Consider the following 22223-nt stretch of genomic DNA (forward strand, 5'->3'; position numbering starts at 1 on the left):
ATTTGAAATTTAATGTCTTAGCAAACAACTAGGTCAGCCACTTGGCTAGCTCTAGTCTCTGCATGCCTTTTTCAACACACACAGACAAGGATGTGTATGCAGAGAACACTTATAACAATCGGGCCACGCCAGATTATCGGATTTTGTCTGGCACTGACTGCGTTTGAACTGCTGACGTATATGGCCAGTGACCTGGTCATGCCGGCCATGCTGGATGTCACGACAGAACTTCAGGCCGACATTCGACATGTTCCCAACGCCTTCAATCTCTATTTGCTGGGGGGTATCTGCCTGCAATGGCTGATGGGGCCACTCTCTGATCGTTGGGGGCGACGACGCCTGTTATTGATCGGATGTGCAATATTCGGTGTGGCCTGTTCGGCCGCTTTTGCCGCTCACAGCATTGAAGCTTTCAATCTGTTGCGCCTGCTACAGGGTATGGGACTGGGCTTCGTCATTTCGGTCAGTTATCCGGCACTGCAGGAGGTGTTCTGCGAGGCTGATGCCGTGCGTCTCATGGCCTTGCTCGGCAATGTCGCGCTGCTGTCACCGTTGCTGGGGCCGTTGCTGGGCAGCCTGCTTCTGCAATGGCTGAACTGGCGCGAGTTGTTCTTGGCGTTAGGCCTTGTCGCAGCGATGGTCTGGCTGGGGCTCTACGCCTGGATGCCGGAAACCGTGGGCGTCATACGTCGTGATGGGCAGCATCAGGCGCCGATACCTTTTTCCCTGAAACGCACGCGACAGCGCTACCTTGCCTTGCTCGGCAATCGCCGGTTCTTCGGTGCGAGCCTTGCATTAGGGCTGATGAGCCTCCCCCTGATCGCCTGGATCGGCCTGTCGCCGATACTGCTGATCCAGCTGTTGGGCCAGACGCCACTGGAATACGGGCTGTGGCAGATGCCGATTTTCTCCGCCGTCATCGTCGGCAACCTGATTCTCAACCGCTTACTGGTCACGCACGCCTTGCCCGAGTTGATCAGGATCGGCCTCTGGCCGCTGTGCATGGGGCTCGTGGCGTTGCTCGGTTGCGCATTATTGGCTGCCGGCCCCGTACCGGTGGTGGCCAGCCTGGCGCTCTACGGCGTCGGACTGGGCATCTGCAACGCCACTCTGTATCGACTGGCGCTGTTCTGTACCGAGGACAGCAAAGGGCTGGTCTCGGCCATGATCGGCATGATCTCCATCGCCGTCATGGGCCTCGGCGCCTCACTCATTGCCGCGATCGGCGGCGGCACACGCCTTGACTTCTTTGCGCTGTTGTCCGCCCTCGGTGGCCTGACATGCCTGCCCTTGCTGCACGGGTTCTTGCACGACGCCAAAGCCGCCTCTACCAAAGCTCAATAAAGGAATATTGATGATTCACTTACCCTCAAGCGACGCGCTCTGCGCATTGCCACGCCCTTACTGTCAAGACTCCGTACCGCCGGGGTTGTTCGACCGGGCCATGGCCGAGATCAGTCGGTTTCACTGCCAGCAAACACCCGGCTATGAAGCCTGGCTCAATGCCAACGGACTGCACCTCAATGATCTCGACAGTCTCGATGACTGGTCACGATTGCCCCCTGTCTTCGCCAACTTTTTCAAGCAGCGACTGTTGCTCAGCAGCGTCGGCGAGGACGCGCTGGAACTGACATCCTCCGGCACCAGCGGACAGAAAAGCCGTATGCGTTACGACGAACGCAGTCTGGCGGGTGCGCAATGGATGGTTGCGCAGATATTTCGGCATTACGGCTGGGACACCGCGGATATGCCCTGCAACTACTTGCTGCTGAGCTACGAGCCACAAGGCCGGATCAGCCTGGGCACCTCGTTCACCGATCAGTTCCTGTGCCGTTTCGCCCCGGTCAACCGTGTGGTCTACGCCCTGCGCAGCACTGGCGAAGGTCATCAGTTTGACGTTTTCGGCGTGATCAGTGCCTTACAGGCGTTTGCCGAAGAAGGTCTGCCGGTGCGAATCCTCGGCTTCCCGGCGTTTCTCTGGCAGGCCCTGCAACGCATGCAGGCCCTCTGCATGCCAGACCTTGAGCTGCCTGCAGAGTCGCTGGTGTTTTTCGGCGGCGGCTGGAAAACCCGGGCCGCCGATGAAATCCCCAAGCAGCAGTTGTACAGCGCCATCCATCGTCAGCTGGGCATTGAAATATCCCGATGCCGCGATGGCTATGGTGCCGTGGAGCACGCCGTGCCTTACATCGAATGTGCCCGGCATCGTTTCCATGTCCCGGTCTACTCAAAGGTGTTCGTACGCAATCCGATGGACTTCTGCGTTCAGCCTTATGGCCAGCAAGGCTTGCTCGGATTCGTCTCGCCCTACATTTCGTCCAGCCCTGCACACTCGGTGGTGATGAGCGATCTGGCAACGCTGCACCCTGGCACGAGTTGCGATTGTGGACTTGCCAGCGACTGGTTCGAACTCCATGGCCGGGCAGGCACCACGGCCGGCAGAAGCTGTGCCATGGCGGCTGCGCAATTGCTGGGGAGCCATTGATATGTACTTGATCAACGGCCAACTGCACGACGCTTTCAGCTTCGACGAAGCGCTTGCCTGCCTTCACGCCGATCTGGCGCAACACCTCGCTACCCCGCTGCAAAGCAGCACGGTCATCCACGCTGCCACTCACTTCGCAGAACGACTGCGCAGCGCCGATTCCGCACTGCCACTCGATGCCGAGCAACGCCAGGCATTGATCGACTTCTGCGAGCCGCAGGCGTTACACAGCAAACTGCTGCGCGAACTCGGCGCGCAGCCCGATTCATTGCGCCGTATCGATTATCGGCAAGCACGTTTCGAACGCTGGAGCCCGCTTGGCCTGGTGGTCCACATTACGCCGGGCAACGCGCCGTTGCTGGCGTTCTGCGCGGTGCTGGAAAGCCTGCTGGCCGGCAACGTCAACTGGTTGCGCCCCAGCAGCAGCGATGAAGGGCTGACCGCCCGCCTGCTCGGCGCCTTGCTGCACTGCGATCCGAGCGGCCAACTGGCTGGTTATATCGCCGTACTGCCGGTGAGTACGGCGCAAATCGCATCACTGTGCAAACACGCCAATGGCGTCGCGGCCTGGGGGGGTGAAGCGGCCCTGCAAGCGATTCGCCAACAGATTCCGGCCGGGTGTCGCTGGATCGACTGGGGGCACCGCATCAGCTTCGTCTATCTGACGCCCGATGCAGCCACCCCGGAGAATCTGGACGCCGTGGCTGACGAAGTCTGTCGGCTGGATCAGCAGGCCTGTTCCAGCCCGCAGTGGTTGCTGGTGGACAGCGACGATCCGCAGGTACTACGCAAGATCGGGGAACGCTTGTCTGCCGCCTTCGAACGCCGCGCCGGGCATTGGCCGGCACTGTTGCCGACGCTGCAGGAGGCCGCGCAAATCACCACGCACATGCAAATGGCACGGCTGGGGCACAGCTTCGCCGAGCAAACCGGGGATATCTGGCACGCACCCGGCTGGCAGGTGATCTGGACGCATGAACGTCAACTCACGCCTTCACCGCTGTTTCGCAGCGTACTGCTGCATCCGGTACCCCGGTCACTGATCACCGACACGTTGCTGCCATGGCGCAATGTCCTGCAAAGCTGTGCGCTGGTGTGCGGCGACCGCCAAATCAGCGAACTGGCACGTACATTGATCGCTGCGGGTGTCACGCGAATCACGCAGGTCGCTGGCATCCACGAGGGCTATGACGGCGAACCCCATGACGGCGTCTATGCGTTGCAGCGGCTTAGCCGACGCGTCTCGGCCAGCTTGCCCTGCGGTGTGCTTGCCAACCACGCCACCCTTGATCAGCCATCGCAGCCGATGACGTTGCACGGCCAGCCCATCATGGACAAGGCCGCCTTCACTGCCCAGCCGCTGAACGCTACGGCGCAATTGTATTTTCGCTCTGGAGGCAGCAGTGGCATGCCGGCGCTGTCGGTCTATAGCTACCAGGACTTTCACCGGCAGATGCGTGCCACGGCTGACGGCTTGTTCGCCGCCGGCCTGGATCCGGCGCGTGACCGGGTGATGAACCTGTTCTTTTGTGGGGGGCTGTACGGCGGGTTTCTCAGCTTTGCCAAAGTGCTCGAGTTGCTCGACATCACGCACCTGCCGATGGCCGCACCGTCCGATGACGACTACCGGGAAATCGCCGAGCTGATCGTCAGTCAGCGGGTGACGGTGTTGATCGGTATGCCCAGCACGCTGCATCGGCTGTTCCTTGACGAACGGCCACGGTTGCAAGCTTACGGCGGAGTCGAAAAGGTCTTTCTCGGAGGCGAGCATCTCAGTGAACACAGCCGCGACTTGCTGCTCAGTTGTGGGGTTTCCAGCATCCGCTCGGCGATTTACGGCAGTGTCGACGCCGGGCCGCTCGGCCACGCCTGCCAGGCCACGGGCGATGGTGTTTTTCATTTGATGAATGACACCCAGCATCTGGAAATCGTGGCCCTGGACAGCGATCAACCTGTGGCCGGCGATCAGGTCGGCCGCTTGCTCTTCACATCGACCGCACGCCAGGCCCAGACCGTTATGCGCTATGACATAGGCGACACCGGTCGCTGGTTGTCAGGCCCCTGCCCCTGCGGGCTGACATCGCCGCGCTTCGAGCTGCTGCAGCGCCACGGCAAGCTGATCCGCATCGGCACTGACTTCATTTCATTGAGCGAATTGGCGGTGCACCTGCAGGTGCCATTTCAACTGCGGCTGGATCATGCCGCCGATGGTCTCGAACGTATGCGCGTGTGTAGCGAACTGCAAGCGGCCGACGCGCAGGAACGGCTGTGCGGCTACTTGACCTTGGCGACCCTTGTCGAGACCGGTCTGTTGATCGTGGAGTTTGAAGTCTGCGCAATCGAAAACTTCATTCGAAACACACACAGCGGCAAGACGCCGATATTGATTGATTCACGGCGCTGACACTTTCTGCGTTCGATCTGACAACTATAAAAAGGGTGACCTATTGAAAACTTCTGAACCGCTGAACGAGTTGATCACTTTCGCTCGTCAGCATTCGCCGTTCTATGCGAAACATCTGGCAGATGTACCCCATCAAGTAACTTCACTGACGCAACTGCCGCTGATTGAGCCTCTTGCTTATTGGCAAAACAGTCAGTCACTGGATCATTGGCCGGTACTGACCGCGACCCGCGAGCGCGCACTGGTGTTCAAAACCGGCGGTTCGACCAGCGCCGGAAAACTCTCCGTGTATACCCAGCGCGAGTGGCGTCGTTTGGTAACCGAGTTCGGCACAAGCCTCAGCTCGCAGTTCAAACCGGGTGATCGGGTAGCCAATCTGTTCTTCGCCGGCGACTTGTATGCCAGCTTCCTGTTCATCCACGATTCATTGGCGCATGTCGCCGTGAATATCACCGAGTTTCCGTTCACCGGCGACGTCGACTCATGTGTTCTGGCGCAATCGATCGAGCAGCACCGGATCAATGTGCTGGCTGGGCTGCCCGCCCACCTGCTGACGTTCGCCGAATGGCTCAAACGCCGGGAGCAAACAATGCCCGGCATCGACACCCTTCTGTATGGCGGTGAAAGCCTGTTCGCGTCGCAGCGCGAACTGCTCGAACGAGCGTTCCCCGATGCGCGCATTGCGTCGATCGGTTACGCCAGCGTCGATGCGGGCTTCATCGGCAGCAGCCAGCGCGACTGTGAAGAAGACGAGCATCGCATGCATGAGCACCACGCCCTGCTGGAGATCATCGATGAACACTCCGGCGAAGTCATCGAGACCTGCGATCGTACCGGTTTGTTGGTGTTGACCAATCTTGACCGGCGCTTGATGCCGCTGATTCGCTACCCGGTTGGCGACCGGGCCTGTTGGCGAGAGCCCCCCGGCGCAGCGCAACGCAAATTCGCCCTGAAGGGCCGTAGCGCCAGCAGTCAACGCGTTCGCGTGGGGATTGTGTCACTGATACCAGACGACATCGGCCAGATGACCCGAAGCATCGCCGCCAGCGATGACTGGCAACTGGTCATTGAACAGTCCGGGCACAGGGATGTGCTGAAGCTGAGATGGGTGGCGACCGCGCAATCTCCTGCCACGACCGAAGTCGATCGGCAGCTGAGAACCGAGTTGATCGCGCATTACCCGTTGATCGCGCAACTGCAGACCGATCATCTGTTGGTCCTGCACATCGAGTGCTGCTCGCTTGAGGATCTGCCGCGCCACCCCCGCTCGGGCAAATGCCTGCGCGTGCTCGATCTGCGCTGCTATGGAACGAGGAACAAGGAGGTGCCGGATGGAACCGTTGATTCTGCGTAACTATCGCGACAGCGATGCCGAGGCCGTCAGTGTGCTGTTCCGTCAGGTGTATGGCGACCATTACGTGCAACCCCATGTCTACCTGCCGCACATGATCAGCCAGAACCACGCCGACAAACGCTGGCACTCGCTGGTCGCGGTGACCGGCGAACAGATCTGCGGGCACGCCACACTGTTTCGCGACACCCACTCACCTATCGCGGAACTGGCCCTGAGCGTGGTTCACCCTGATACCCGGGGACAAAACATTGCCACCCGCCTGGGCCAGCAACTGCTGACTCACGCACAGGCGCTGGGCTGTCACAACGTATCGATCAAGCAAGTGACTCATCATCCGTATACGCAGCGGATGGCCATCAACCTCGGTTTTCAAAACACCGGATTGCTGCCCGATTACGTCCCATCGCCATTCGGCAGCCCGGCGCCAGAGTCGATCGTTGTGGGTTGCCGCATGATTGACGGCTATCGCCGCCCGCTGCCCCGACAGACCTGGCCAGACAGTTGCCGGGACTTCATGCAGCATTTATGTCGGGCTTTCGGTACGCAGGAACGAACCAGTCGCTGGCATGGTGCAGCGATTCGTCTGGAACAACACGCTAATCGTTATGACATGTACCTCAAGCATCTGCGGCCCGCCCTGCTTGAACAGATACGCCAATTGCCCCGGCACTGGCTGATTTCGATCCGGCTCAGACTGTCACAGCAATTTGCCTGGGACCTGAGCAGGCTCGCAGCTGTCGGATTTGTCTTTACCGGGCTGGCACCCGCCGAAGGCAAGGAAGAGGGATGGCTGGCACTGTTTCACCGAGGTTACCGGCTGCGCGGGTTGACACTGCAATGCCCGCACATGCAGCAGTTACATGATCAGGCTCAGCAGCAACTCGCCCTGCACCTGAGCGAAACGCCGCGGTGACTTGAACGCATCGTGGGTCTTGCGAAATGACCCGCGCAATATGAGCGGGTCATTTTCTGTAGCCTCAAGCCTTGGCTTTGATGCCGTCTTTAGGGGGAAGCGGCGCGTTGCCTTCACCATAAGTCTTGAGGTTTTGCAGAACGTAGATCGCTTTTTTGAATTCAGGGATCAGGTTCTTGCCGTACGCGTTGCCATTGAGACCATTATTCTGGATCGCATCGAGTTGAGTCGCGAAATACTCCAGGGCGTTGAATTTGGCATCAATGTCTTTGGTCACGCCGAAACGGTCGAACTTGTCGCCGGCATTCATCAGCGTGAAAGAGGTGATCTCGGAGATCAGCCCTCGGCTGCGCAGCATGGCGCTGAGGTTGCCCATTTGCTTGACCGAGACGTTAGTCGGATCGAAGCCCTTGATATTCTTGCGCAGGCCTTGCTTGTCCATTTCGGCGACATTCAAGGCATTTGGATCGTTACCGACCATGGTGAGCATCTGCTGCACCTTGACACTTTGAGACACCTGTTTCTTCGCGCCGGTATTGCGCACCATCACGCCAGCCTTGCTCTCCCAACCGCCGACAATGCCGATTGTCATGAGAAAACTCCCTGTGAAATAAACATGAAATGTCCTTCGTTGAACCATTCGGATGCCGGGGAGTATCTACCGGCCACGTAATGGCACCAAACCTTTTCATGCATTTTTTTACAATTCTCGTACATTCTCGATACAAACCAGCAATGCCCATGGATGCTGGCTCGCGAGGCGCCCGTTACACGGTTTCGAAAAGATTTTGCGCGCTGACAGACGCGTGAGTCAGCTTCATGTATCAACGCCGATACTGACCAGTCGTCAGCGCGCGCCTTTTTAGTACGCCTGTACCTCAAGCTTCCCGATGTAGCGACGATACGTTAGGGACACCCGCACTGTTTTACCCCGCCCCTAATAAGAATCGCAGCTCAAGGACCGGTTTCCATGCCCGCATTCCGCACTATTCAGGCTCGTTACACGCTGTTTCTGGTTCTGTTCATCCTGTTGCTGTCGGTACTGACCGTGGTCGGCATCAGCCAACTGGTCGCCCCGAAACTGCGCCATACCGAAGAACAGGTAGTCCTCAACCGCATCGCCGAAGTGGCCGAGCAGATTCAGGGCGAGTTGAACAAAGTGCAGGCGCAACAGCGCAGCATCACCCAGACCATCCCGTTACTCGACAGCGCAGCCATCGACTCGGTGTTGCCGGGGCTGGTGGATCAGTACGGCGAGCTGAAAGTATTCGGCGGCGGGATCTGGCCGCTGCCGGGGCAGCGTGAGGCCGGGCGTAACAAATTCAGTACGTTCTGGCACCGCGACGCGTCGGGCAAACTGGCGGTGAACACATTCTGGAACAGCGACGCGGCGCCCAACTATTACGACCAGAGCTGGTACAAGGGTGGCATGGCCACGCCACGCGGTCAGTGCGCATGGGCAGCGGCTTACAAGGACGACGCCAGCGCCGAACCGCGCACCAACTGCGCCATGGCGATCCAGAAAAACGGTAACGCCTGGGGCGTATCGACCATTGACGTGACGCTAGGCTTCTTCAACGACCTGGTGGCTCGCAAGGAAAAAGACCTCAACGCCGAAATGCTCATCGTCGAGGCTGACGGCAAGATCATCAGTAACAGCTCGCGCATCAGTGGCCCGATCGTGCTGAAGAACATCAGCGAACTGGCCGGCACGTCGACGTTCGCCAGCCAGGTAAAAAACGGCCTGCAGAACCGTGATCAGGCGCAGCGCATCGAGTTCGACAACAACGGTGAAGCCAGCACCTTCTTCATGCGCCCGATTGAAGGTACGCCTTGGTTCCTCGCCACCGCCCTGCCGACGAAAATGCTCACGGCGCAGCGTGATGACGTCCTCAGCACCTTGAGCCTGTTGCAGATTCCGATGGTGATTTTGTTGGTGCTGCTGCAGGTGTATGCGATCCGTCAGTTGGTGCAGCGCATGAAAGCGTTGAAAGCCAACATTGATTTGCTGTCCAGCGGCGATGCCGATCTGACCCGACGCATCACCATCCGCGCCGAGGACGAACTCGGCGCGATCGGACACTCGGTCAATACCTTCATCGCCTACCTGCAAAACATGATCGGCGAAGTCACCCAGGCCACGGGGGCGATGGCGTCGAGCCTCGACAACCTGCAACGCACCTCGGCCCACACCAGCCAGATCCTGCTGCGTCACGCCTCGGAAACGGATCAGACCGTTACGGCAATTACCGAAATGAGTTCAACCGCCGAGAGCGTCGCGCAAAACGCCGCCGAGACCGCTGCGTTTACACAGCGCGCCAACGAGAACGCCGACCGTTCACGGGTGGTCGTGGGCGAGGCGACCAGCAGTGTGGTGGCGCTGATCGACGAAGTGGCCAGCGCCACACATAAAGTTGAAAACATGCAACAGGATGCGCAGCGCATCACCGAGATCCTCGGGGTGATCGGCGCGATTGCCGGCCAGACCAACCTGCTGGCCCTCAACGCGGCCATCGAAGCGGCTCGTGCCGGTGAACAAGGTCGAGGGTTTGCCGTGGTGGCCGACGAAGTCCGCGCCCTCGCCGCCCGGACCCAGGCCAGTACGTCCGAAATCAACGAAATGTTGACCCGCCTGACGCAGGGCGTGAGCTCGTCGGTCAGCGCCATGGAAAACACCCAGGCTAGCTGCCAGTCGGCCGCCGATGCCACCGCACGGGTCAACTCGGGTCTGGATGAAATGGCCGGTTCGGTCAGCCATATCAACAGCCTCAGCACGCAGATCGCCACCGCCGCCGAGCAACAAAGCGCCGTGACCGAAGAGATCAACCGCAGCATGGTGCAGATCCGCCACATGGTGGATGAACTGGTGCAGAGCGGCAAAGCCAGCGAGCTCAACACCCACCAACTGCTTGAGGCCAATAGCCGGGTGAGCGCGATCATGGGGCGTTTTAAAGTCCGTTGATCTCTGCTTCCCACAAGGGTTTTCTGCCCAACAGATAACCCTTGTGGGAGCGGGCCTGCTCGCGAAAGCAATCTTTCAGTCCCCGCTTCAGTGTTTGAGCTACCGCATTCGCGAGCAGGCTCGCTTCCACAGGTTGGTGCTGCGTTTTGCAACAACTGGAAACATTGCGTTGATGCCAGGCGGGAAAAACCGGTCAAAATGCGTTCTTTTCTGATCGTCAGCCGAGCCGAGAATCCGTTATGCGAACCCACCTGCGTCTGGTCGCCTTGAGCGCCCTGTTCATCTCCTCCCTGGCCCAGGCCGCCGATCTGATCCCGATCGAAGTCCATCGTGACGCCAATTGCGGCTGCTGCAAAAAATGGATCAGCCACCTCGAAGCCAACGGCTTCAAAGTCGAAGATCACGTCGAAAGCGACATGAGCAGCTTCAAGCAACAACATGGCGTTCCTCCGCGTCTGGCCTCGTGCCACACCGCAATCATCAACGGCAAATTCGTCGAAGGCCACGTGCCGGCGGAGCAGGTATTGGCCCTGAGCAAGCGTGACGATCTGCTCGGCGTCGCCGCACCGGGTATGCCGATGGGCTCGCCGGGCATGGAAATGGACGGCATGAGCGATGCCTATCAGGTCATCGGCCTGAAGAAGGATGGCGCTGACGTCGTCGTGGCGGATTACCCGGCCCATTGATCGGCGCCGCTTACTTCGGGCTGTTCTTTGCCGCGTTCGGTGCAGCGACCCTGTTGCCGCTGCAGTCCGAGGCAGTGCTGGTCGGTTTGATCGTCAGCGAGCGCTACTGGCTCTGGGGCCTGCTCGCGGTGGCGACGTTGGGCAACGTTCTCGGCTCGCTGGTCAACTGGTGGCTGGGCCGTGGCATCGAGCGCTTTCAGGATCGACGCTGGTTTCCGGTCAGTCCCGCTCATATGGCCAGGGCGCGCAAACACTATGAGCGCTACGGGCATTGGTCGTTGCTGCTGAGCTGGTTGCCGATCATTGGCGACCCGCTGACGCTGATTGCCGGCGTCATGCGCGAACCGCTCGGGCGCTTCCTGTTGATTGTCACTCTGGCCAAAGGTGCCCGTTATGGCGTGCTGGCCATGCTGACCCTGGGCTGGCTGGGTTGAACGTTCGGGCGCGGGCATTGCCTGTGTTTAACGTCGGCATAATCCAGCCGTTCCAGCATCGGCCAATTTCAAACGGAGTTTGACCTTATGTCTGTCACGTTTTCCCGTTGGCTTCCCTCCTTGCTCCTCTGCGCCGCCCTGCCCCTGTCGGCGCAGGCGGCCACGTCAACCGCAGCCGCGCCGGAAGGCCCGGCCTATGGCCCGGAGTTGCAAGGCTTCGAATACCCTTACACGCTTAAACACTTTGCCTTCCAGTCCCAGGGCAAATCCCTGCAGATGGGCTACATGGACGTCGCCGCCCACGGCAAGGCCAATGGCCGCACCGTGGTGCTGATGCACGGCAAGAATTTTTGCGCAGCCACCTGGGACAGTTCGATCAAGGCCTTGAGCGAGTCCGGTTACCGGGTGATCGCGCCGGATCAGATCGGCTTCTGCACCTCGAGCAAACCCGACAACTATCAATACAGCTTCCAGCAACTGGCGACCAACACGCAGCAATTGCTCAAAGCGCTGGGCATTCAGAAAGCCACGCTGCTCGGCCACTCCACCGGCGGCATGCTCGCCACCCGTTACGCCTTGCTGTTCCCCGAGCAGGTCGAACAATTGGCACTGGTCAATCCGATCGGCCTGGAAGACTGGAAAGCACTCGGTGTGCCCTACCGCACCGTGGATCAGTGGTATCAACGTGAGCTGAAAGTCAGCGCTCAAGGCATTCGCGATTACGAACGCACCACCTACTACGACGGCCGCTGGAAACCGGAATTCGATCGTTGGGTGGATATGCTCGCCGGCCTGAGCAAAGGCCCGGGCAAGACCCAGGTCGCGTGGAACTCGGCGCTGATCTACGACATGATTTTCACCCAGCCGGTGTACTACGAGTTCAAGGACCTGAAGATGCCGACCCTGCTGCTGATCGGCACCTCCGACACCACCGCCATCGGCAAGGACCTCGCACCGCCTGAGGTGAAAGCGAAAATCGGCCACTATGAGGTGCTCGGCAAACAAGTGGCCAAGCTGATCCCGCAGTCGACGCTGGTGGAATTTCCCGGCATGGGCCACGCGCCGCAAATGGAAGAACCGGCGCAGTTCCACAAGGCTCTGCTCGACTGGCTGAATACATCCAATCCCGTTCGTTGATGAGGTAAGGCTGATGGCGGTGCAGATTGCAGTGATCGATGACTGGCAGGAGGTGGCCCGCGATGTGGTCGACTGGTCGGTGCTCGATAGCCTCGGTGAAGTGACGTTCGAGCATGATTACCCGGCCGACATCGCGACACTGGCCGAGCGCCTGGGCCGCTATCAGGTGATTTGCGTGATGCGCGAGCGCACGCGGTTCGACGAAGACCTGCTCAAGCGCCTGCCCAATCTGAAACTGCTGGTTACCGGTGGCATGCGCAACGCCGCGCTGGACATGCAGGCCGCAGCAAAACTGGGGATCCAGGTCTGCGGCACCGACAGTTACAAGCACGCCGCGCCGGAATTGACCTGGGCGCTGATCATGGCGGCCACGCGCAATCTGCTGAATGAGGCTATTTCCTTGCGCGCCGGCCATTGGCAGCAAGGGCTTGGCGGCGACCTGCACGGTAAGACCCTCGGGATTCTTGGTCTGGGCAGCATCGGCCAGCGCGTGGCGCAGTTTGGCCAGGTGTTCGGCATGAAGGTGATCGCCTGGAGCGAAAACCTCACGGCCGAACGGGCTGAACAGGTTGGCGTGACGTACGTGAACAAGCAGCAACTGTTCGAGCAGGCCGATGTGCTGTCGGTGCATCTGGTGCTCAGCGAGCGCAGTCGCGGGCTGGTCGATGCGCAAGCGCTGGGCTGGATGAAGCCAACGGCACTGCTGGTCAACACCGCGCGCGGGCCGATTGTCGATGAAGCGGCACTGATCAAGGCCTTGCAGAAACAGCACATTGCCGGCGCGGCGCTGGATGTGTTCGAACAGGAGCCGCTGCCGGCCATGCACCCGTTTCGCACACTCGACAATGTGTTGGCGACCCCGCATGTGGGCTATGTCAGTCGGCAGAACTATGAACAGTTCTTTTCGCAGATGATCGAGGATATTCAGGCTTGGGCGGCGGGTAGTCCGATTCGTCTGTTGAACTGAGAACTTCATGAATACAGTGGTGTAGCGACCATCGCCTTCGCGAGCAAGCTCGCTCCCACATTGGATCTGTGCCGGAAATAAATTTTCTGATCACTGAAGATCCCTGTGGGAGCGAGCTTGCTCGCGAAGGGGCAGTCACTGCCTCCCCAGCAACAAACTGCCCGCACCACAACAGTGCAACCGCCCTTCTCGCTAGCACAAAATCGTGACCGACCAGTCACCGTTTTGGCCCTCCCTCGTAGAAAAACCTGCACTTCGTCGGTGCGTTTCACCCTTCCAAGCGCGGTTTTCGCTGACGGCCAACCGATTGTCGAACAATTTACCCATTTGCTCTGGCCCGCTCTAGGATCTGGCCTAGACTGACTTTCGCGGGGTAAAACCGACCAGTCACATTGCCGAAAAAAACTCGAAACTTTTGCGCGCAGCGGCGGGTCATCTGAAAGGCGGGGCCAAAGCGACTGGTGCAATCCTTGCAACGGCCCATTCACCCATTCTGCTTGCGCGTGTTGGGTAGCGTTTGCTCACCGATGCGTGGCGCGTTTGCGCCCGGCCACAGGACTTGGCCATGGACATCGCTTGTTCAAGACAAGAATCAGATCAACGAGACGGGAGATTCATATGATCAGTGCGGCATTGGATATTCAGGGAGAGCGTGCTCAGCAGGCGGTTGGTGAATCGAGCACCATCAGTGTTCCCGGCAGCCGACAGATCAACGTCCCCGGCACCAAAACGCTGACTCCGGTAGCGAGCCAGAACCCCAACAAGAAAAAAGTATTGTTCGTCACCTCGGAAATCGCCGATCTGGTCAAGACCGGCGGCCTGGGTGACGTCTCCGCCGCCCTGCCCCGGGCCATGGCCCATCTGCACGACGTGCGCGTGTTGATCCCCGGTTACCCGCAAGTGATGCACAGCGAAAACCCGATTCACATCATCGGCGAACTCGGTGGCCATGCCGCGCTGCCACCGTGCAAGATCGGGCGCATGGACATGCCGGACGGGCTGGTCATCTACGTGTTGATCTGCCCTGAACTTTACGAGCGTGAAGGCTCGCCTTACGGCGCCAACAACGGTCGTGACTGGCCCGACAACCACATTCGTTTCGCCCGTTTGGGTCTGGCCGCTGCCGACATCGCCGCCAACCTCGCGCAAATTCACTGGTGCCCGGACCTGGTGCACGCCCATGACTGGCCGGCCGGCCTCGCGCCAGCCTATATGCACTGGCGCGGGCAGCGTACGCCGACCCTGTTCACCATTCACAACCTCGCTTATCAAGGTGTGACCAGCCTCGGCTCCTGCCCGGAGCTGGGCATTCCCAACCATGCCCTGCAACAGGAAGGCATGGAGTTTTACGGCAAGATGTCGTTCCTCAAGGCCGGCATGGCCTATTCAAGCCATATCACCACGGTCAGCGCCACTTACGCGCAGGAAATCACCACCCCGGATTTCGGCTGCGGCCTCGACGGTTTTCTCGCCGCCAAGACCCAGCAAGGCTTGCTCAGCGGCATCCCCAACGGCATCGATGAAAGTTGGGACGCTGCCACCGATCCGCACCTGTTCGCGCCATTTGCCATCGGTGACTGGGAAGGCAAAGCGGTCAACGCCGCGCACGTGCGTGAGCTATTTGAATTGAATGACTCAGAAGGCCCGCTGTTCGCCGTGGTGTCGCGACTGGTCTATCAAAAAGGTCTGGACCTGACGATCGCGGTGTCCGAATACATCGTGCAGAACGGCGGCCAGATCGCAATCATCGGTCGCGGCGAACCGGAAGAAGAACAAGCCATGCGCGAGCTGGCGCTGCGTTTTCCAGGACAGATCGGCGTGCGTATCGGCTTCAACGAAACCGACGCCCGGCGCATGTTCGCCGGCAGCGACTTCCTGCTGATGCCATCGCGTTACGAGCCTTGCGGTTTGAGTCAGATGTACGCCCAGCGCTTTGGTTCGCTGCCAGTGGCGCGCAACACCGGCGGTTTGGCCGACACCATTGAAAATGGTGTCACCGGTTTCCTCTTCGATGAGTCCACCGCTGAAAGCTATCAAGAGGCCCTGAGCCGCGCGTTCAAGGTCTTCGCGTTTCCCGAACTGCTCAATGCGATGCGCTGCCGGGCGATGGCCGCGCCATTCAACTGGTGCAAAGCGGTTGAACCGTACGCCGAACTTTACGAACAACTGGTGGCCAAGGCGCTGGGTAAAGCGCACCACAAATAATCAGGGAGTTTTCAACGATGCCGTTACGGACCCAAGAGAACTGGCCCCACGGCGCGATCAAGCTGGACGCCGAACACACACAATTTGCGCTGTGGGCACCTGACGCGTTTTACGTAAGCGTTGAATTGGAAGATGGCCAGTCGCTGCCGATGCTGCCCCAGGCAGACGGCTGGTTTGTGATCAATGCCCGCTGCCCGGCGGGTACACGATACCGCTACAACATCGATGGTGAACTGGAGGTGCCCGACCCTGCCTCCCGAGCCCAGGATGGCGGTCTCGACCGCCACAGCGTGGTGGTCGATCCGCTGGCTTATCAATGGCGCCACACTGCCTGGCAAGGTCGGCCGTGGAGCGAAGCGGTGATCTACGAGTTGCACGTCGGTGCGCTCGGCGGTTTCGCTGAAGTCGAACAACATCTGGCGCGCCTCGCGGGCCTGGGCATCACCGCCATCGAACTGATGCCGCTGGCGCAATTCCCCGGCGATCGCAACTGGGGTTACGACGGCGTCCTGCCCTACGCGCCACAAGCGTCCTACGGCACCCCGGAACAACTTAAACACCTCATCGATAGTGCCCACGGCCACGGTTTGGCGGTGATTCTCGACGTGGTCTACAACCACTTCGGCCCCGACGGCAACTACCTGCATCGTTACGCCAAAGGCTTTTTCCGCGAGGACAAACACACGCCCTGGGGCGCAGCGATCGATTTTCGTCGCAGCGAAGTTCGCGAATTCTTTATCGAAAACGCCCTGATGTGGTTGCTCGAATACCGCTTCGACGGTCTGCGTCTGGACGCGGTGCATGCCATCGAAGACCCGGATTTCCTCACGGAGTTGGCCCAGCGCATTCGCGCGCAGATCGACCCGAGCCGCCACGTCTGGTTGACCGTGGAGAACGAACTCAACCAGTCCAGCCTGTTGGAATACGACTACAACGCGCAATGGAACGACGACGGCCATAACGCCTTGCACGTGTTGCTCACCGGCGAAACCGACGCCTATTACGCCGACTACGCCGCACAACCCACCGAACAACTGGTGCGCTGCCTCAGTCAGGGGTTTGTCTTCCAGGGCCACATCACCCGCCACGGCGAACCGCGCGGCGAGCCCAGCGAACATCTGCCCTCCACCGCGTTCGTGCTGTTCCTGCAGAACCACGATCAGATCGGCAACCGCGCATTCGGCGAGCGCCTGCATCATCTGGCCGATCCGCGCGCCGTGCAGGCAGCGACCGTGTTGTTGCTGCTGTCACCGATGATTCCGCTGATGTTCATGGGCGACGAGTTTGCCGCCGAGCAGCCGTTCCTGTTTTTCACCAGTCACCACGGCGAACTGGCGGAACTGGTGCGTGAGGGGCGACGCAATGAATTCGCCGCGTTCAGCGCCTTCACCGATCCGCACAAGCGCGAGCAGATTCCCGACCCGAATGGCGAAAAAACCTTCCACGCCTCACAGCCAAGGTTGATCGGCCATGGCAGCGAAAAACAGCAGGAAACCCTCGCGCTGTACCAGAAGCTCCTGCAGTTTCGCCATCAATACATCATTCCCCATCTGTCCGGCACGCAAGCGCTCGGCGCCCATATGCTCGGTTATGGCGCGGTCAGTGCACGCTGGCGTCTGGGCAATGGCAGCGAGCTGCGAATTGACCTGAACCTCAGCGACACGCCAGTGGTCAACCCTCCACAGACCGAGGCCGTGTGGTTGTTTCAACAGCCACCCACCGTCGATCTATCGGAATCGGGCGTACTGCCCGCGTATTGCGCGCTTGTCAGCCTCACGGCCGCAACCCCTTTGCAACCTCTGGATGGAGAGCGCCTATGAGCGATGCGCAACTGGAAATACTCGCAAGCCGCGCCGGCCTCGCCGTCGACTGGATCGACGCCAACGGCCGCCCGCAGAAAGTCGCCCCGGCGGTGCTGCGCAATGTCCTGATCGGCCTCGGCCACCCCGCCAGCACGGCGCAGGAAATCGACGCTAGCCTGCTGGAACTGCAAGCCGTGCAACAAGACCGTCACTTGCCGCCGCTGTTGACCGCCGATGTCGGGGTCGGCGTCGATCTGGCGCGGTACTTCGCACCGGAGACGCCGTGTGAAATCCACCTTGAAGACGGCTCGCGGCTGAACCTGAAACTCGATTCCGAAGCAATATTGCCGGGGCTGATCCCGGTCGGCTATCAACAGGTGCACATCAGCGACCAGTATTTCACCCTGGCCGTGGCCCCGGAGCGCTGCTTCAGCGTCGGCGATGCGGTGGACAATCCGATTCCTCGCGTCTGGGGCCTGAGTGCGCAGCTGTATTCCCTGCGCCGCCCCGGCGACGGTGGTTTCGGCGACACCCAGGCGCTGGAAGACCTGGTGCGCGTGGCGGGTGAACGCGGCGCCGATGCCCTGGCGATCAGCCCGCTGCACGCCATGTTCAGCGCCGACACCGGGCGCTACAGCCCATATTCGCCATCCAGTCGGTTGTTCCTCAATTCTCTTTACGCAGCACCCGGGGCCATTCTCGGTGAGCGCGCCTTGCGTGATGCGATCGACGCGGCCGGACTGGCCGAGCAGTTCGCGCAACTGGAAGACCTGACGCTGATCGACTGGCCGAGCGCCGCCGACGCCAAGCAAAAGCTCCTGCAAGCCTTGTACGAAGGTTTCATCGCCGGTGACCATCCGTTGCACCCGGACTTCGCCAGTTTCCGTCACGCCGGTGGCGAAGCACTGGAAAACCACTGCCGCTTCGAAGCGATTCAGGAAATGCGCGCCGCCCGAGGTGAAAACCTCGACTGGCGGCAATGGCCGGAGCACTGGCACGACCCACGCGGTGCAGCGCTGGAAGCCTTTGCCGAAGAGTACGCCGAACGCATCGGCTATTTCGCTTTTTGCCAATGGCTGATCCACCGCTGCCTGGAACGTGCGCAAACCGCCGCCCGCAGCGCTGGCATGGGCATCGGCCTGATCGCCGACCTCGCCGTTGGGGCCGATGGCGCCGGCAGTCAGGCCTGGAGCTTCCAGGATGAGTTGCTCGCCTCGCTCACCGTCGGTGCGCCGCCGGACATTCTCAATCGCTCCGGTCAGGGCTGGGGCATTTCCGCGTTCTCCCCCGAAGGCCTGATCCGCAATGGTTTCCGCGCTTTCATCGACATGCTGCGGGCCAACTTCGCCCATGCCGGCGGCCTGCGCATCGACCACGTGATGGGCCTGCAACGTTTGTGGGTGATCCCTAATGGCGCCGCCCCGGCCGATGGCGCGTACCTGTATTACCCGGTGGACGATCTGCTGCGATTGTTGACCCTTGAATCCCATCGTCATCAGGCCATCGTCCTCGGCGAAGACCTCGGTACCGTGCCCGACGGTCTGCGCGAAAAACTCAGCGCGCGGGGGATGCTCGGCATGCGCGTGCTGTTGTTTGAACAGGACAACACTTATTTCAAGCCGATACTCGACTGGCCGGACAACGCGCTGGCGACCACCAGCACCCACGACCTGCCGACACTCAACGGTTGGTGGCATGGCCGCGACATCGACTGGAATGCACGCCTGGGTTTTGTCGATGCCAACGGTGAAATCGAATGGCGGCACCACCGGCAACGTGAGCGCGAAGGCTTGCGCAACGCCTTGAGTCAGGACCCGCAGAATTTTCGCGAGGAGTCCCACGAGGCCGATCAAGTGGTCGATGCCGCCGTGCGTTTTCTCGGCCACACCCGCGCACCACTGGTGCTGTTACCGCTGGAGGATGCGTTGGGCATCAACGAGCAAGCCAATTTTCCGGGCACCATCGACGCCCATCCGAACTGGTCGCGGCGTTTGCCCGGCACCAGTGAAGCGCTGCTCGATGACGCCGCGCGACGTCTGGAACTGCTCGCCTGTGCGCGTCTTCAGGCTGCCGAGCGTGACCAATGAATCAAACGCTCATTCAGCCCCTGCGCGCGACCTTGCGCCTGCAATTTCATAAAGGCTTCACTCTGGAACAAGCGGTGCCGCTGCTGCCGTACTTTGCCAGCCTTGGCATCAGCCACATATATGCCTCGCCGCTGCTCGCGGCGCGGGCCGGCTCGATGCACGGCTACGACGTGGTCGACCCAACGCAAGTCAATCCCGAACTCGGTGGCGAAGCGGCGCTGCGGCGCCTGGTCAGCACCCTGCGCGAACACAACATGGGGCTGATCCTCGACATCGTCTCCAATCACATGGCCGTCGGCGGCAACGATAATCCGTGGTGGCTCGACCTGCTGGAATGGGGCCGACTCAGCCCTTACGGCGAGTTCTTCGACATTCAGTGGCATTCGCCGGACCCGTTGATGGAGGGCCAGTTGCTGCTGCCGTTTCTCGGCAGCGATTACGGCGTGGCCTTGCAGGAAGGCACGCTGAAATTGCAGTTCAACGCGCAGACCGGCAGCTTTTACGTCGAGCACTACGATCATCATTTCCCGATCTGCCCGAGTGACTACGGTGAGATCCTCAAACACCAAGAGACGCTGAAATCCCTCGCTGACCGGTTCAGCACGCTCAGTTATCAGACCGATGCACATTCGCTGGCGATGCCACTGAAGGAAGAACTGCGCGAACTGGCGAGCGATCCGCAGACGCTTGAAGCGATTCACAGCAACCTTCAGCATTTCGACTCAACGACCGAAGCAGGCTTCCAGGCGCTGCATCAGTTGCTGGAGCGGCAAAGCTATCGCCTCGCCAGTTGGCGCACGGCGGCGGATGACATCAACTGGCGGCGCTTTTTCGATATCAACGAACTCGGCGGCCTGCGTGTCGAGCGCCCGGCGGTGTTCGAAGCCACCCACGGCAAAATCTTCCAGTTGATCGCCGAAGGCTTGGTCGACGGTTTGCGCATCGACCACATCGATGGCCTCGCCGACCCGCGCGGCTACTGCCGCAAACTGCGCCGCCGCGTTGATCTGCTGGCACCGGGCAGGCACTTGCCGATCTACGTCGAGAAGATCCTCGGCGCCGGTGAAACCCCGCGCCGCGACTGGACGGTGGATGGCACCACCGGTTACGAGTTCATGAATCAACTATCGCTGCTGCAACACGACCCGGACGGCGAATACGTCCTCGGTGATCTCTGGCAACGGCGCACCGAACGCCCGGCTGCTTTCATCGAAGAAGCGCAACTGGCGCGTCAGCAGATCCTCAACGGCTCGCTGGCCAGTGATTGCGAAAGCGTCGCCCAGGCCCTGCTGCAAGTTGCTCGCGATGACCTGATGACCCGCGACCTGACACTCGGCGCGATCCGCCGGGTGTTGCAGGCGTTGATCGTGCATTTCCCGGTGTACCGCACTTACATCAGCGCCATGGGCCGCTCGGCGCAGGACGAAGCATTTTTCCAGCAGGCCATGGACGGTGCCCGGCAGACTCTGAGCGAAGCCGACTGGCCGGTGCTCGACTGCGTGGCCGGTTGGCTGGGCGGGACCCCATGGCGGCAAAAACCGCGCGGGCGCTCACGCAAGATTCTCAAGCATGCCTGCGTACGCTTTCAGCAACTGACTTCACCGGCAGCAGCCAAAGCCGTGGAAGACACCGCGCTGTATCGCTCGGCCGTGCTGCTGTCGCGCAACGATGTCGGCTACAACACCGAGCAGTTCAGCGCCCCGCTCAGCGACTTTCATGCAGTCAATCAGCAACGGCTGAACGAGTTCCCCGACAACTTGCTGGCCACCGCCACCCACGATCATAAACGTGGCGAAGACACCCGCGCACGTCTGGCCGTGCTCAGTGAACGCAGCCATTGGTATGCCGAGCAGATCGAATTGTGGCGCGCCCTCGCCCGCCCGGTACGCGTTGACGAGCAAATGCCGTCGAGCGGCGATGAACTGATCCTCTATCAAGCCTTGCTCGGCAGTTGGCCGCTGCAACTGCGCGACGACGATCAGGCCGGGTTCGCCGACTACGCCAAACGCATCTGGCAATGGCAGCAGAAAGCCCTGCGCGAAGCCAAGCTGCAAAGCAGTTGGAGCGCGCCGAACGAAAGCTATGAAAACGCCGCGCAGGCATTCACCGAAAAACTGCTCACCGGAGAGGAAGGCGAACTGCTGCGCGCCGCACTCAGCAAGACCGTCAACAGCATCGCCGCCGCCGGCGCGCTCAATGGCTTGGCGCAAACCTTGCTGCGCATGACCGTGCCGGGGGTGCCGGATCTGTATCAGGGCAATGAGTTCTGGGACTTCAGCCTGGTCGATCCGGACAACCGCCGGCCGGTGGATTACGCCGCTCGTGAGCACGCCCTGCAGGAGCCTTTGCCACCTGTGGAGCTGCTGGCGAACTGGCGTGACGGACGCATCAAGCAAGCCTTGATCGCCGAAGTGCTGAACCTGCGTGTCGAGCATGCCGAACTGTTCCGCCGGGGCAGCTACCAGGCCATGGAAGTGCTCGGCAGTCAGGCGCACAACGTGCTCGCGTTTGCCCGTGAGCACGAGGGCAAGCAGGCCATCGTGATCGTGCCGGTCCGTTGCGCAACCCTGCTGGAAAACAGTGCTGTACCTCAGGTCGATGCGCTGCGCTGGGGCGATACGCGGGTGGTTTTACCGTTCGCCGCCTCTGCGACAAACCTGAAGGGACTTTTTTCAAGCAGCGCAGTCACAAAAAACAGGGAGCTGAATATCAGCGACGCGCTGGGGGATGTCCCGGTCAATCTCTTTATCCAACACTTAACGTAAGCATGAGTTCAGTTCAGGAGCA

The 22223-nt window shown here is 60.5% G+C and carries 15 protein-coding genes; 14 read left to right on the forward strand and 1 reads right to left on the reverse strand.

From position 1 onward, the window contains the following. The first annotated feature begins 96 nt into the window (after positions 1-96). Genes ACW9IR_RS07960 through ACW9IR_RS07980 form a run of 5 tightly spaced genes read left to right on the forward strand, consistent with a single transcriptional unit; the run spans position 97 to position 7156 of the window. Positions 97-1344 carry an MFS transporter gene (locus tag ACW9IR_RS07960; protein WP_457462592.1) on the forward strand — a complete coding sequence of 416 codons (1248 nt, stop codon included), beginning with the start codon at positions 97-99 and terminating at the stop codon, positions 1342-1344. A 10-nt stretch (positions 1345-1354) separates the two neighbouring features. After that, positions 1355-2485: a LuxE/PaaK family acyltransferase gene (locus tag ACW9IR_RS07965; RefSeq protein WP_457462594.1), complete on the forward strand. Its 1131-nt coding sequence runs from the start codon at positions 1355-1357 to the stop codon at positions 2483-2485. A 1-nt stretch (position 2486) separates the two neighbouring features. After that, complete coding sequence (locus tag ACW9IR_RS07970; protein WP_457462596.1) at positions 2487-4889, forward strand: aldehyde dehydrogenase family protein; 2403 nt, start codon at positions 2487-2489, stop codon at positions 4887-4889. 43 nt (positions 4890-4932) lie between these two features. Next, entirely contained in the window at positions 4933-6243 is a 1311-nt protein-coding gene (locus ACW9IR_RS07975; RefSeq protein WP_102900956.1) for a phenylacetate--CoA ligase family protein, read from the forward strand. Further along, positions 6221-7156 (forward strand): GNAT family N-acetyltransferase, encoded by a 936-nt coding sequence (locus ACW9IR_RS07980; RefSeq protein WP_102900955.1) that lies wholly within the window; start codon positions 6221-6223, stop codon positions 7154-7156. Before ACW9IR_RS07975 ends, ACW9IR_RS07980 begins: the two co-directional genes overlap by 23 nt. 64 nt (positions 7157-7220) lie before the next feature. Here ACW9IR_RS07980 and ACW9IR_RS07985 read toward each other — a convergent pair whose 3' ends face one another. Continuing rightward, positions 7221-7748: a hypothetical protein gene (locus ACW9IR_RS07985; protein ID WP_102900954.1), complete on the reverse strand. Its 528-nt coding sequence runs from the start codon at positions 7746-7748 to the stop codon at positions 7221-7223. Between the two features lie 378 nt (positions 7749-8126). Between ACW9IR_RS07985 and ACW9IR_RS07990 the strand changes: the two genes are divergently transcribed. The 9 genes from ACW9IR_RS07990 to ACW9IR_RS08030 all read left to right on the forward strand — a co-directional run bounded on the left by ACW9IR_RS07990 (position 8127) and on the right by ACW9IR_RS08030 (position 22201). Further along, a complete protein-coding gene (locus ACW9IR_RS07990; protein ID WP_457462599.1) occupies positions 8127-10118 on the forward strand; it encodes a methyl-accepting chemotaxis protein in 1992 nt (663 codons plus the stop codon). 239 nt (positions 10119-10357) lie between these two features. Further along, a complete protein-coding gene (locus ACW9IR_RS07995) occupies positions 10358-10804 on the forward strand; it encodes a DUF411 domain-containing protein (protein WP_077572718.1) in 447 nt (148 codons plus the stop codon). Then, positions 10804-11238, forward strand: a complete 435-nt coding sequence (locus ACW9IR_RS08000) for a YqaA family protein (RefSeq protein ID WP_095119026.1) — start codon at positions 10804-10806, stop codon at positions 11236-11238. Before ACW9IR_RS07995 ends, ACW9IR_RS08000 begins: the two co-directional genes overlap by 1 nt. Before the next feature lie 87 nt (positions 11239-11325). Further along, positions 11326-12375 carry an alpha/beta fold hydrolase gene (locus ACW9IR_RS08005; RefSeq protein WP_102900952.1) on the forward strand — a complete coding sequence of 350 codons (1050 nt, stop codon included), beginning with the start codon at positions 11326-11328 and terminating at the stop codon, positions 12373-12375. 13 nt (positions 12376-12388) lie between these two features. Next, positions 12389-13342: a D-2-hydroxyacid dehydrogenase family protein gene (locus tag ACW9IR_RS08010; RefSeq protein WP_457462602.1), complete on the forward strand. Its 954-nt coding sequence runs from the start codon at positions 12389-12391 to the stop codon at positions 13340-13342. 618 nt (positions 13343-13960) lie between these two features. Continuing rightward, positions 13961-15547 carry a glycogen synthase GlgA gene (glgA, locus tag ACW9IR_RS08015; protein WP_150792632.1) on the forward strand — a complete coding sequence of 529 codons (1587 nt, stop codon included), beginning with the start codon at positions 13961-13963 and terminating at the stop codon, positions 15545-15547. Positions 15548-15564: 17 nt separating this feature from the next. Next, complete coding sequence (treZ, locus tag ACW9IR_RS08020) at positions 15565-17367, forward strand: malto-oligosyltrehalose trehalohydrolase (RefSeq protein ID WP_457462604.1); 1803 nt, start codon at positions 15565-15567, stop codon at positions 17365-17367. After that, positions 17364-19436 carry a 4-alpha-glucanotransferase gene (malQ, locus tag ACW9IR_RS08025; RefSeq protein ID WP_457462606.1) on the forward strand — a complete coding sequence of 691 codons (2073 nt, stop codon included), beginning with the start codon at positions 17364-17366 and terminating at the stop codon, positions 19434-19436. Before treZ ends, malQ begins: the two co-directional genes overlap by 4 nt. After that, positions 19433-22201, forward strand: a complete 2769-nt coding sequence (locus ACW9IR_RS08030; protein WP_457462608.1) for a malto-oligosyltrehalose synthase — start codon at positions 19433-19435, stop codon at positions 22199-22201. The genes malQ and ACW9IR_RS08030 overlap by 4 nt, the downstream gene beginning before the upstream one ends. Positions 22202-22223: the final 22 nt, after the last annotated feature.

It is taken from the genome of Pseudomonas sp. SDT291_1_S447, assembly GCF_054070155.1.

Coding starts and splice junctions, on each gene's coding strand:
- ACW9IR_RS07995 (WP_077572718.1), top strand. CDS start 10,358: ATGCGAACCCACCTGCGTCTGGTCGCCTTGAGCGCCCTGTTCATCTCC.
- ACW9IR_RS08030 (WP_457462608.1), top strand. CDS start 19,433: ATGAATCAAACGCTCATTCAGCCCCTGCGCGCGACCTTGCGCCTGCAA.
- ACW9IR_RS07990 (WP_457462599.1), top strand. CDS start 8,127: ATGCCCGCATTCCGCACTATTCAGGCTCGTTACACGCTGTTTCTGGTT.
- ACW9IR_RS07980 (WP_102900955.1), top strand. CDS start 6,221: ATGGAACCGTTGATTCTGCGTAACTATCGCGACAGCGATGCCGAGGCC.
- malQ (WP_457462606.1), top strand. CDS start 17,364: ATGAGCGATGCGCAACTGGAAATACTCGCAAGCCGCGCCGGCCTCGCC.
- ACW9IR_RS08010 (WP_457462602.1), top strand. CDS start 12,389: ATGGCGGTGCAGATTGCAGTGATCGATGACTGGCAGGAGGTGGCCCGC.
- ACW9IR_RS07970 (WP_457462596.1), top strand. CDS start 2,487: ATGTACTTGATCAACGGCCAACTGCACGACGCTTTCAGCTTCGACGAA.
- ACW9IR_RS08005 (WP_102900952.1), top strand. CDS start 11,326: ATGTCTGTCACGTTTTCCCGTTGGCTTCCCTCCTTGCTCCTCTGCGCC.
- glgA (WP_150792632.1), top strand. CDS start 13,961: ATGATCAGTGCGGCATTGGATATTCAGGGAGAGCGTGCTCAGCAGGCG.
- ACW9IR_RS07985 (WP_102900954.1), bottom strand. CDS start 7,748: ATGACAATCGGCATTGTCGGCGGTTGGGAGAGCAAGGCTGGCGTGATG.
- ACW9IR_RS07965 (WP_457462594.1), top strand. CDS start 1,355: ATGATTCACTTACCCTCAAGCGACGCGCTCTGCGCATTGCCACGCCCT.
- treZ (WP_457462604.1), top strand. CDS start 15,565: ATGCCGTTACGGACCCAAGAGAACTGGCCCCACGGCGCGATCAAGCTG.
- ACW9IR_RS07960 (WP_457462592.1), top strand. CDS start 97: ATGCAGAGAACACTTATAACAATCGGGCCACGCCAGATTATCGGATTT.